The organism is Fischerella sp., from assembly GCF_013388695.1.
Classification (GTDB): domain Bacteria; phylum Cyanobacteriota; class Cyanobacteriia; order Cyanobacteriales; family Nostocaceae; genus PCC9605.
In genome coordinates, this window is sequence record NZ_JACAEU010000183.1 from 1 (window position 1) to 13282 (window position 13282).

Sequence of the window (13282 nt, forward strand, 5' to 3'; positions counted from 1 at the left end):
AACTCATCAAATTGGGCATAAATATGATTGACTGCACCATCATGTCTGACTATTGCTCCCTTGGGCAGTCCTGTGGAACCTGATGTATACAGCATGTAAGCTGGATCGCCAGCATCATTTATTTGCTCTATATTCTCTTTGGGAAGGTTGTTGAAATCAAGTTGATCGTATATTTTTAATTCTTTGTTTTGAGTAAGCTGTATACTTTCAGGAACAACCTCATCTAAACAGATAATAGATTTTAATTGAGAACAGTTACTTATCAAGTCTGTTAGAACATTTAATAGCGAAAAGTCAGTTAAGAGAAACCTCACTTCACTATTAGATAACATGTATTCAATTCTATTTGACGGATAAGTACTATCAATAGGTACGTAAGCTCCGCCTGCCTTATATATGGCAAGAATAGCTATAAGAAAATTTATATCGCGGTCTTTAAAGATGCCAACGAACTCACCTTTGTTTACTCCTAGTTTACGCAACATTCCAGCTAATTGATTAGCTTTATCATTTAGTTCTTGATAAGTTAATCGAGTTTTTTCATGAACTACAGCTATATTGTTAGGTGTTTTATCTACTTGCTCTTCAAACAAGACATTAATAGTTTTTGTAATTGGATATTTTTGAATATTGCTATTATATTGTTCTAGTAGTTTATGTTTATCGGAGTCATTTAGAAAAACAATATCTGATATTTTAATATCAATATTACTGATAATACTTTCAATTACATTTATGTAGTAATGACTTATTAATTTAATATTTTCATCATTGAAAATTGTCTCACTATACTCTATCGAGCCACTAATAGAGCTATTTTCTACAATAAAGGAAACTGTAATATCATTATTAAGTTTTGCTAACTCAGTTTTACTGTGAATATTTTCTAATAATATGACTATATCAAAAATTGGACAGCGATTCTGACTTTGAGGCAAATTTAATAATTCAATTAACTCATCAAAACAATAGTCCTGATGGCTGTAAGCTTTAATTACATTCTCTTTTACTTGAATAAGAAAATTTTTAAATGTAATTTCATTACTTAGCTGAGTACGCAAAGGAATAACCTTATCATCATTTAAATAATCTAGATTTATACCATCTATTTTTTTATATACTGGTATTCCGACGATCAGATCGTTATTTCTAGTGTACTTTTGCAGTAGTATCTTGAATGCTGATAAAAGCATTAAGTATACCAAAAAGTAAGAACCTTTAGTTAACTTGATTATTGCTTGAGATAAGTAATTAGGTAACTCAAAAGTATGGCTTTTATTTTTCCCACTATACTGTGGGGGTCTAACATAATCCTGTATAAGATTTGTTTCTGGTAGCTCTCCAGAGAGTTTGTTTAACCAGTATATTTTTTGAGAAAATAACTCTTGTGGTTCTAATGTTGTAGTCATCATTTTTATCGGATTTAAGTTGGTTATTCTAGCAAAACTGGTATAGCAATATTAGTTTTTAGGAACTGACAGGAAAAAAATAACTATTTGTAGAGTGTGAAGCGACGAAAATTTACTCTATAAATCGATTATTATACCTAGCCTCATGCACCAATGACGATTGTTATTTCAAGGTGAGGTAAATCTAAAAATTGATGTACATTATTAAAATGCAAGTCTCTTAGTTGAAAATCTGATTTACAGACATTCATTAAAGGCCGCTTCTATAATTGAACAACCTTTTTTTAAGGTAGACATTTCAATTGTTAGAGGAGGTAATAATTTAATTACGGTATCATTTCTACCTGCTCTTTCAACTATTAATCCCTTTTCAAAACAACGCATTGTGATGTTTTTAGCCAGACTGTTACCACCAAAATTTGTCAAATCTATACCCCAAATCATGCCTATTCCGCGTATTGCTATATTTTCACTGATTGGCGATATTTGTTGAGATAGAAAATTTTTCAAGAAAAGCTCTTTGACTTTAACATCCTGTTCAAGATTGCTACTTTCTCTATACTCTAGAGCAGCTGTAGCTCCTACAAATGCTAATTGATTACCTCTAAAAGTGCCATTGTGCTCACCAGGTTCCCAAATATCCAATTCTGGCTTAATTAATAATACAGACATTGGAAACCCATATCCGCTTATCGATTTAGAGAGTATGACTATATCGGGAACAATATTTGCTCTTTCAAAAGAAAAGAAAGAACCTGTTCTACCACAACCAACTTGAATATCATCGCAGATTAATAAAATATCATTCTCGTCACACAACTTCCTTAGTCTTTGCATCCACTCAATTGGGGCAATAACAACTCCTCCTTCAGCTTGGACTGTTTCAAAGATAATCGCTGCTGGTTTTTCAATCCCGGAATTAATGTCATTTAAAACTGATTCTATATATTTTATAGTGTCAAAACTCTCCATAAAACCATAGGGATAAGGCATAAATGTTACATTATTTAATGTTCCAATTGCTCCCGCTCGAATTCCGGTATTAGCAGTAATTGATAAGCTACCCAAAGTCATTCCATGATAGGCTCCCATAAAGGAGAATATACCTGGTCTTTTTTTGACTTTTCTAGCTAATTTTAAAGCTGCTTCGACAGCATTTGTTCCAGTTGGACCGCAGAACTGGATGCGATAATCTAACTGTTTTGTACTTAGTACTACCTCATTAAATTTAGCTAAAAACTTCTCTTTGGCAGAAGTATACATATCCAAACCATGCGCGATTCCATCGGCATCTAAATATGACATAACCTTTTGTTTGATATAGTCATGATTATGTCCATAATTTAAAGCACCTGCACCTGCAAAAAAATCTATGTATTCTTCACCTGATTCAGCATAAACTATGGAACCCTTAGCCCGATGAAATATGGCAGGGAAACTACGGCAATAGCTTCTGACGTTTGATTCACACTTTTCAAATATATTCATGCAACTGCTCTCCATTTTACTATTATTAGTTTTTTGGTTAAATTTATGAAAAACTTGACACGATCAAGATACATAATTTAAATACGATTTATAAAATTTAAAAATTATTGGCGAAGGTATTTTAAATACTAATCCCATAGTTATTAAAAAGTTATAGTATGAATTTTGAATGGGCATACCCTTTACACTAGCAGCTAGAGCATTCAAGGAGCTTTTTCTAGTGTGCCAATCAATATTAAAAGAAATTGACATATCTAAGCTTCTAACATGATGTAAGGTTCTAGGAGGCATATATAAGATATCTCCAGGATTTACAATAAATTTGATTGGTCTGGCATTTTTATATTCAGGATATTTATTAAAATCCGGTTTTTCGGGATTCACAAGAAACCATCGCCAGCCCTGACGATAACAATATTTAGCATCTTCAGGTAGTAATATGGTAAATTGTTTGCGTCCAACTATCTGGAAAAAAATATTGTTAGTGAGAAGACAATCAAAATGTAGTGGAGTAATACTATTAGAACAACCCAAAAAAAACTGACAGTAACGCCACCACTTGTACCAGTACCATTTTGGCAAGTAATCTAGGGGAAATGGTTGAGCGTCTTCTATAAGTGAAGGAATTAAGCTAAATAAAGGTAGGTCGTGGCAATATGGTGGTGAAGGATTATTCAGAGAATCAGCTTCATAGTTTTCTATTAATTCTATATATTTTTCCATTGTCAGGTTACATACTTCAATTCCCTTATCACTAAATTTTTTTGCGTAAATATTTAGAGAAGGTGATAATTGTTTGAAGTATTTTAAAGACCATTGACTAAAGCTGTTCCAGCTAGGAATAACTCCGGAGATTATAACTGGTTTTCCCATTTCAACATAATCTCTGGTAAATTCATTACTTGAAAGTTTATATCTTCTTTCTATTTCAGATATAGTTATCATACTTGAATTAATTTCACTACTTTTCATAATCAATAAATTGATATCTGCACTTAATTAGCTGTATATACAATTACTTTTTTTACTGTTTATGAATCGACTAACTAAATTAGTATATTCATTAGCTAATTGCAGCTAATTCCCAATCAAATAATGCTGCTTCTTTTTCTAAAGCTGTTGAGATTTGCTGTTGTTTTGGAGTCAAAAATGATAAATCCTTAATCTTAACAAAAGGATTAGTCATTATGTATTGTAAGAGTATTTTAAACTCTGTAATTATCCCAGTAATTGTAGCAAGATCAAATCTACGACAATCATATGAAATTGCTACTATCATTTCGGATTCTGGATATATAACTAAATTCAAAGGGTAATTGGTTCTGAAATACTCGCCTTTATCTGCAACAATTTCTACATTTCCTTTCCAGCTTCGTATAGATTGACTGTCTGGAACGTTCTCAACTACAACAAAAGTTTCAAACATAGGTAAATCTCGAGGTACTTCACTCCACCCTTGAATTTGTGTAAGTGAAGTGTATTCATGATGACGTACTTCTACTAATTGAGTCTGAAGATCTTGAAGCCATGACAACAACTGTTGCTCGGTATTTAACTTCACATTCATTGGTAAGGTATTTATAAATACACCAACCATTGAATCTACTTCGGCTAAGTCTACTGGTCTTCCTGTGACAGTGCAGCCATAGACTATGTTGTTACGGCAAGTGTAACGACTAAGGAGAATAGACCAGATTCCATTAACTAATGTAGCCAGAGTAAGACGATTTTGTGCAGTAAAAGATAACAGTGCCTTTGTACTTGCTTCTGATAGCTTGAATTTCTCCTGATCGTACCTTTCTTCTTGGAATGGTAACTGTTTATTTTCTATATAAGTTAGAGGAGTCGGTGCTTTAATTCCTGCTAATGTTTGTCTCCAAAAGTTTTCAGTTTTTGCTATATTCTGCTCTTGTAACCAGTCGATATAATCTCGAAAAGGTCGATTTGATGTAAATCTTACTTCTTTACCTTCACAAAGTGCTTCGTAAATTTGTAGACATTCATCCAATATTATCGCAGAAGACCATCCGTCTGTGATTATATGATGAAAACTCCAAACAAATTCATAGTAATCATCAGTAAGGCGAATTAAAGCTAGACGCATTAGGCATGGTTGCGAAAAGTCAAAATATAATTTGCGATCGCTCTCATAAAATGATTTCAATCGCTCTTCCTGATCTGCTCGCTCAATCCCACGCCAATCATATTGATTTAAGGAAATTTCTACTTTTTTATAGACAACTTGTAGTGGATTATCAATGTCTTCCCAGTAAAATGCTGTACGCCAAATTGCATGTCTATCTACAACTTTTTGCCACGCTGCTTCAAAAGCCTCAATGTTTAGATTACCACGTAAACCTATGGGAACATGAAAAAAATATAATGATGATTCCCTCTCGTACAAAGAGTGAAAGAGCATGCCTTCTTGTACGGGCGTAAGTTTATATATATCCTCTATATTTTCTGCTTTCATTTTGCTTCTTCCTCATTTGCTCGGTTGATTTTTGCCATAAGTTTATCTAAGCTTTGTTGGCTCAAGTTAGCTCTTGGAAAGTCAGAAGGTGTATATTTTTGTCTCTCAAGAGATTGACAGTGAGCAATAATGTTTCGCAGAGCTTCAATAAAATTTGAAGCTAATGTTTCAATTGTTTCTCGACGATGAACCGCTGTATTGTAAATCCAATTTAATTGAAGCTGTTCTTGAACAATAACTCCATTTATTTCCAATAAGTAAAATCTATTTGCTCTTGGGCTTTGGTTCAGTTTAACGGGCTGCTGAGCTAAATTAAATAAAGATGACTGCGAAATCACTGGGTCAAAATTACCTAAGTATTTAAAACTTACTTGAGGTTGGGGAAAGGATTTTAGCTTTGACTTCACTTCTTGATTACCGCTTATATAGCGAAGTACATCATACCCAGTACCTCTATTTGGAATGCTACGCAAATATTCTTTAACTGCTACCAGTGCATTTCCTTGACCGGAAGCCTCTGTTATATCCAAAATAGCAGGGAAGCAAGTTGTCAATAAACCAACTGTACGGGACAAGGATATATCATTTACATTTTTGAAGATTTTCTCTCGACTATTATCTTCAACATCTACCCATAGTTGCAGTTCTCCCGTCCACTTTGCAAAAGCTTGGACTAACGCTGTTAGTAGAACATCATTGATTTGGGTATTATAAGCCTTATTGACATTTTTTAATAAGGCTTGCGTTTCTTTTTGATCTAGAGAAATTGATACTATGTCAGCGTTAGCTCCTGTATTTTCCCTTGCAGGATAGTCAACAGGTAGACTGAGGAAAGGTTTTTGGGCTTTTGCCAACCAGTAGTCTTGCTCCCGCATAATTTCTAAAGTCTCAGCATACTCTTGCATACACTGCGCCCATTGTTTGAATGAAGTGGTTTTATCAGGCAAATGTATTGCTTTACCTTGGTTGAGTTGCTGATAGGCTGTTTGCAAGTCTTCTAGCAAAATTTGCCAAGAAACTGCATCTACTAAAAGATGGTGGATAGTAATTAATAGGTAGCTATTTTTCTGCGATCGCAGTTCAATAAAATCAACTTTTACAAGCGAACCTTCACTTAAGTTGAAATTATTTTGTCTTTCTATAATCGCTGACTCTAAAGCATCTTTTTGCTCATTTTCTGAAAGTGAAGACAAATTTACATGCTCGTATACCATTAAATCTACATTATTGGTATTAGCTTCAATTTGTTGCCAACCAGATTCTTTTTGAATAAAACGCAGACGAAATACATCATGATATTGAATCACATATTGTACAGCCTGCTCTAATACCTTGAGATTGCATGTTTGTTGTATCTCCAGCAATAAAGATTGGTTTAAGGAATTTAGATTTGGCTGGTTTTGAGCGAAGAACCGATGCTGAATGGGTGTGAGATATACTTCTTTTGTTCGTAAACTATTTTCAGTTTGTTTAGTTTCAAGCATACATGCTGCTATTGCTAATTCAGCAATAGTCTGATGCTGAAACATTTGTTGAGCTGTTAACTTTAAGCCTAATTTGTTTGCTTTGGCAACCACTTGAATTGCGAGAACAGAATCTCCTCCTAATTCAAAAAAGTTATCATGAATGCCTATTTGATCTATCCCAAGACGTTGTTGCCAAATTTCAGCTAAGTTTTGTTCAACTTCGTTACGGGGAGCTACGTAATCATTCTCTAAATTAGGGCGAGGATGATTCAGTACAGTAATATTTGCTGAAACTAATTTCTCTTCTAATAGCGCCAACTCTTCTTGCACTTGGAAGGATTTACTTCGTTCAATTAAGGCTGGAAAATCTTGCGTTGATACAACGATATGAGGCAAGTTACTTTCTAAAATTCGATGAAAAGCATCAATACCTTCTTGAGGCTTAATTCCTAATTTTAAGTTAGCTTCCTCATGTATCTGCTTAATTTCATCTCGTACTAAAGTCTCGACTTCCATTCCTACTTGCCAAGGACTCCAGCTGATCGATACTAGAAATTGATTCGATTTACAAGCACAATAATGAGCGTATGTGTCAAGAAAAGCATTTGCTGCACAGTAATCTACTTGTCCAAAATGTCCCAAGACAGAAGTTTGGGATGAACAAAGCACAAAGAAATCTAAATTGGAATTTTTTAAAACTTCCTCTAGTACTAGCGTTCCCCTAACTTTTGCTGCTAGTACGCTGTTTGCCATTTCCCTTGTCTTGAGTTGAATTATGCCACCTGGGGCGATACCTGCTGCATGAATGACACCATCAATACGACCAAATTGTTCTAACGCTTGAGCAACTACTGCTTGCATTTGTTCAAGATTAGCTACATCGGCACTGTTAACTTGAACAATAGCTCCTAATTTCTCAAGTGCCAGCACTTTCTCAATTTTACGGCTAACACTATCTTGGTTGTCATGCGTTGCTAGCCATTGTTCCCACTGTGAGCGTTCAGGTAGCCCTTTTCGTCCAATAAGAATTAATTTAGCCTGTGCTGTCTTCGCTAAGTTTTCTGCCAATACCAAACCAATGCCACCAAGTCCCCCGGTAATTAAGTAAACTCCTCCTTCTTTTAAGTTAGTTTTACTTGCAATGTTTTGATCTAACCGCACAGGCTCAAAAGTTTGAACCCAGCGATGATAACCACGGTAGGCTATTGTGTTATCTGTCTGTTGTGCAGTAATTTCTGTGACAAGATGATTTATGAGTTTCTGTACTGGTGGGTTTTTGGAAGAAGAAACTACTATGTCAATAGTACAGCAAGTGATGTTAGCGTATTCCTGTGGAATTACTTTACACGGCCCCAGTATTGTTGCTTTTTCAGGACATAAACTATCCTCGCCAGTTACATCATGTACGTTACTTGTTACAACTATCAACTTCAAAGCATCGGTAATATTCTGTCTTCCCAATGCTTGCGCTAGAAATAACAAACTCCAGAAACCCAAATTTTGGCTATCTTCAAAAAACTGATGCGATGATTCTGTTTGTTTTACTGGCTCATGGCTAGGCAAAGTATCATTTGGTGTAATGCTCCAAAAGTGAGCGAAATGCCATACGGGACGCTTCGCGATCGCATTTGGGTTTAAATCCAATCTGCTAAGTTCTTCGAGCAAGGTATCATAGTCACTACTTGTTTGGGGATTAATTGCGTAAGCGCGTTGGCGCAGCCTGTCCGTAGGACATTCGCCTAACTTGGTAAACTGCTCTCCAATTGTCACAGTGATGACATAATGACCCTGTAATTCCAACTGTTTGGCAACTTGTGAACCAACTCCACTAGTATCAACAAAGACTAAGCAACATAGCTTTTGATCTGATTTTGATGGTATATGGGGAGAGCGTTTCCAAGAGGGAACGTAAAACCAGTCGGCAATATTCGGTTTTTTGTGTAATTCTTGCTGCGATCGCGTAGCCAAATTAGCTTCAGTATTGGCATCAATCCAGTAACGCTGACGTTCAAAAGGATACGTCGGTAAAGGGATGCGATCGCGTTGTTCATTGGTATAAAAACCAGACCAATCTACTTCTACCCCTTCCAGCCAAAGGCGACCCAATGTATTCATTAAAAATGCGACATCTGACTGTTGCTCGTAGGAATGCCGCAGGGAAGCGAGCATCACCAATTGAGTTTTATCGTTACTTTCTATACATTGCGATGCGAAACTAATCAATGCTTGACCAGGGCCAACCTCTAATAAAATCGGATTGTCTTTTTGCCATAACTGTTGCAATCCCTCAGCAAAGCGTACTGTTTGACAGAGGTGCTTCACCCAATAACTGGGATCTGTTGCTTGCTCTGCTGTAATCCAAGTTCCGGTGACGTTAGAAACATAAGGAATTTTCGGAGGTTTGAGGCTAAATGTTTTGACTAAATCGCCAAAGGCTGGTGCGATCGCCTCCATCATGACAGAATGAAAAGCATGAGAAGTCTGCAAACGTCTACCAACTAAACCCTGTTGGCTCAATTGTCGCTCCCATTCTTTCACAGCATCTGTGGCACCTGCAATCACACACAATGATGACCCGTTGATTGCAGACATAGAGATTTTTTCATTCAGGAGAGGTTGTATCTCTGACTCTGAAAGCGGAACTGCCAGCATTGCCCCTTCAGGCAACTCTTGAATCATTTGCGCTCTTTTAGCTACCAAGGTTAAAGCATTTTCCAGAGACAAAACTTCAGCTAGAGTTGCTGCTACATATTCACCGATGCTGTAGCCAATCATTGCCGTAGGACGAATTCCCCACGATATCCACAACTGAGCTAAAGCATATTCAATGACAAATATAGCTGGTTGAGTAAGAATGGTTTGATTCAGCTTTTGAGTGGCGACATCTGCTTGTTCCTCCCCACGACCTAACATTTTTCGCAAATCTAGCCCAGTCGATTGAGTATTTTGTTTTTGCTTGCTGCCATTTGAGCTGTTTCTATTGGGATACAAGACATCTCGCAAATCTAAACCAAGGTGGGGTTTGAGGAGTTCGCAGCATTGGTCAACACAGTCGCGAAATATTGGCTCAGTTTGGTAAAGTTCAAGAGCCATATCAATGTAGTGAGTTCCCAATCCAGAAAACATAAAGGCAACAGGGCGTTGCTGAGTTTTCTGAGTACTGGTGATAACTCGCTTTGGTTCTTGAAGTGCGTTGACAGCATCTTGGATATCTCGGCAGACAACCATACGCCGATAGTCGAAAGCTTTTCGCCCAACCTGCAATGTGTAAGCTGCATCGGCAAGGTTTAAATCGGGATGTTCTCGGAAATAATTAGCTAAATTTGTTGTAGCCGTTTCTAGCGCTGAACTGGTTTTGGCAGATAGCATCAATAATTGCCAAGAGCGAGAGGGGCTGGAAGCTTCTACAACCGGGGCTTCTTCCAGAATTACATGGGCATTGGTTCCCCCTAATCCAAAGGAACTAACTCCCGCACGTCTGGGAGTGCCATTGGTTTGCCATTCAGCAAGTGTGGTATTGACGTAGAAAGGACTGTTGGCAAAGTCAATTTCGGGATTAGGCGAAGTAAAGTGTAAGCTTGGAGGTATTTGTTTGTGCTTAAGGGCTAAGACAGTTTTGATTAATCCCGCCACACCAGCCGCAGTGTCCAAATGCCCAATATTGGTTTTGACGGAACCAATGGCGCAGAATCCTTTCTTTTGGGTACTTGTCTGAAAAGCTTGTGTGAGAGCAGCAATTTCAATGGGATCTCCTAAAGCTGTCCCTGTCCCGTGAGTCTCAATATAAGTAATACTCTCAGGCTCTACTTCGGCTACTAATTGGGCTGTTCTAATTACCTTTGCTTGGGTGTCGATGCGGGGTGCTGTATAGCTAACCTTGAATGAACCATCATTATTGATAGCTGAACCTTTGATTACAGCATGAATGCGATCGCGATCGCTAAGAGCATCCTCTAATCGCCTCAACACTACAATGCCTACACCCTCGCCCCCCACAGTTCCCTGTGCATTAGCATCAAATGCACGGCAGTGTCCGTCAGGAGACATTATTCCGCCTTCTGTGTACAGATATCCAGCTTTTCTTTCTGCATGTATGGCAACGCCACCAGCTAAAGCGATATCACATTCGCCATTCAACAAGCTCATGATAGCTAAATGGATGGCGACTAAGGATGTCGAGCAGGCAGTTTGAACTGTATAACTAGGTCCAGTGAGATTAAGTTTATAGGAAGTACGTGTAGAAAGGAAATCTTTATCACAAGCTATTGCTAGTTGTTGTTCATCTACTGAGATAATCTTTTGATTTGAATAAACGTTGAGTAAATAGCCGTTTAAGCCAGCTCCAGCGAAAACACCTACTGAACATTTCTCTATTCCAGATTTATATCCCGCATTTTCTAAAGCTTCCCATGCACACTCTAAAAAAATGCGGTGCTGCGGATCGGTAATTTCTGCTTCTCTGGGATTGAATCCAAAAAAAGAAGCGTCAAATAATTCTGCATCTTCTATTACAGCATTTGCCTTAACATAATTAGGGTAACTTAGAACCTCTGCATCTACTCCTGATTCCAACAGTTCTTCATCACTGAAAAAAGAGATTGATTCTATGCCATTTTGAAGATTATTCCAGAATTCATCAATGTTTTTGGCTCCAGGAAATCTTCCTGCTAATCCAATAATTGCTATTTCTGAACCATTGATAGAAGTTGATGCTGTCGGAATATTCATTTCTTTAATTATTCCTTCAATATTTTCAAGAAATTTGCTTTTTCGCAGACGTTTTCTTTCACGATTTTGAGATAATTTGATGCTGTCGGAATACTAATTTATTTCAATTAATCCTAAATATTTTCAAAAGATTTGATTTTTCGCAGACGTTTTCTTTGTTGAGCTTTACCATCTGCAATTTTCTCGGCGATGTTAGCCATCATATCAGGAGATGGTTGTTGATTTTTGACTTGATTAAAATAATTTGCTAAAGAGTTTATGGTCGGATATCTAAATAGGTCTAGAACAGATAAATCTCTTTTAAATGCTTCACGCAACTTGCTATGAACTTGAACCAAGAGCAATGAATGACCGCCAAGTTCAAAGAAGTTATCATGAATTCCTACGTCTTCAAGTTGAAGTAATTTTTGCCAAATATCAGCTATAGTTTGTTCTACTTCAGTTTGAGGTGGCTGATAAACCGCCTCCAATTCAGGACGCGCTGTATCAGGTGCAGGTAGTGCCTTACGGTCAACCTTACCATTAGGTGTTAGCGGGAGTGCCTCCAACATGACAAAAGCTGCTGGCACCATGTAGTTTGGCAACTTTGCCTCTAACAGAGTGCGTAGTTCAGAAATCGTTGGGGTTTGTTCTTTTTGGGGAACTATATAGGCGACAATTCGTTGAGAATCTGCTTGTGCTTTTGAACAATCAAGCGCAACCACAGTTTCTCGTACTCCTGGGTGTTGGCCGATCAGTGTTTCGATTTCTCCGAGTTCAATCCGGAAACCACGCAGTTTGACTTGATTGTCAATCCGACCAATGTATTCTATCTCTCCATTTGGTAAATAACGTGCCTTATCTCCTGTTTTGTACAGACGTGCTGATTTATTGCTAAAGGGATTGGGGATAAATTTTTCTGCGGTCAAATCAGGACGGTGGAAATAGCCCCTTGCAAGTCCTTCTCCAGCTATACACAATTCACCTGCTACACCTACAGGCACTAACTGATGATATTGGTCGAGGATATAAAGCTGCGTGTTTGCAATTGGATTACTAATTGGTACAGTGTTGTTGACAGTTTCTACCAGGCTAGTAGCTGACCAAATAGTGGTTTCGGTCGGGCCGTACATGTTCCACAAACAGTCACATCTCTCGAGTAATTGATTTGCTAGGTGTCCGGGTAAAGCTTCGCCACCACAGAGAATTTTGAATAGGCGATCGCCATCCCAACCTGCTGCCAAAAGTAATTGCCATGTTGCAGGTGTGGCTTGCATAACTGTAGCTTTTGAATCTATCAGTAAAGCTTCCAACTGCGTTGCGTCTGAAACAATTTCCCGACTGGCGACTACCAAGCGAGCGCCTACTATGATTGGTAGAAATAGTTCTAATGCGGCAATATCAAACGAATAAGTAGTGACTGCTAGTAATGTGTCTTCGCATGTTAACCCTGGGGTTTGCATCATGGAGTACAAAAAGTTGCTCAGAGCCCTGTGGGGAATTTGCACACCTTTAGGTTTGCCTGTAGAACCAGAGGTATAGATGACATAAGCGAGGTTGTCAGTAGTTAGTCGGGAGGATACATTTTCCTGGCTTTGTTGGGCGATTAGATGCCAATCAGTATCTAAACAAATGACTTGAGCTGTGTGTTGCGCTATTGCCTCTACAACAGATGCTTGAGTTAGCAACACTGGCGCTTGAGTGTCTTCTAGTATAAAAGCTATGCGTTGTTTGGGATA

General features: G+C 37.6%; 6 protein-coding genes. All 6 read right to left on the reverse strand.

Annotation, left to right across the window (positions count from 1 at the left end; translation table 11 throughout):
• Nucleotides 1–1412, reverse strand: a 1412-nt coding sequence (locus tag HXY43_RS24755) for an AMP-binding protein (protein WP_290889247.1), incomplete at its 3' end; no start/stop codon positions are given.
• 234 nt (nucleotides 1413–1646) lie between these two features.
• Nucleotides 1647–2897, reverse strand: coding sequence for a diaminobutyrate--2-oxoglutarate transaminase (gene ectB, locus HXY43_RS24760; RefSeq protein ID WP_290889249.1), 1251 nt, complete (start codon nucleotides 2895–2897; stop codon nucleotides 1647–1649).
• Nucleotides 2898–2960: 63 nt separating this feature from the next.
• Nucleotides 2961–3869, reverse strand: a complete 909-nt coding sequence (locus HXY43_RS24765; protein WP_290889251.1) for a cupin-like domain-containing protein — start codon at nucleotides 3867–3869, stop codon at nucleotides 2961–2963.
• 91 nt (nucleotides 3870–3960) lie between these two features.
• On the reverse strand, nucleotides 3961–5370 hold the full coding sequence (locus HXY43_RS24770) for a condensation domain-containing protein (RefSeq protein ID WP_290889254.1): 1410 nt from the start codon (nucleotides 5368–5370) through the stop codon (nucleotides 3961–3963).
• On the reverse strand, nucleotides 5367–11564 hold the full coding sequence (locus tag HXY43_RS24775; protein ID WP_290889256.1) for a type I polyketide synthase: 6198 nt from the start codon (nucleotides 11562–11564) through the stop codon (nucleotides 5367–5369). Before HXY43_RS24775 ends, HXY43_RS24770 begins: the two co-directional genes overlap by 4 nt.
• Before the next feature lie 113 nt (nucleotides 11565–11677).
• On the reverse strand, nucleotides 11678–13282 hold a 1605-nt coding region (locus tag HXY43_RS24780), incomplete at its 5' end, for a non-ribosomal peptide synthetase (protein ID WP_290889258.1).

Excerpts from the sequence above, each read along its gene's own strand:
- ectB (WP_290889249.1), bottom strand. The coding sequence starts at position 2,897 with ATGAATATATTTGAAAAGTGTGAATCAAACGTCAGAAGCTATTGCCGT.
- HXY43_RS24765 (WP_290889251.1), bottom strand. The coding sequence starts at position 3,869 with ATGAAAAGTAGTGAAATTAATTCAAGTATGATAACTATATCTGAAATA.
- HXY43_RS24775 (WP_290889256.1), bottom strand. The coding sequence starts at position 11,564 with ATGAATATTCCGACAGCATCAACTTCTATCAATGGTTCAGAAATAGCA.
- HXY43_RS24770 (WP_290889254.1), bottom strand. The coding sequence starts at position 5,370 with ATGAAAGCAGAAAATATAGAGGATATATATAAACTTACGCCCGTACAA.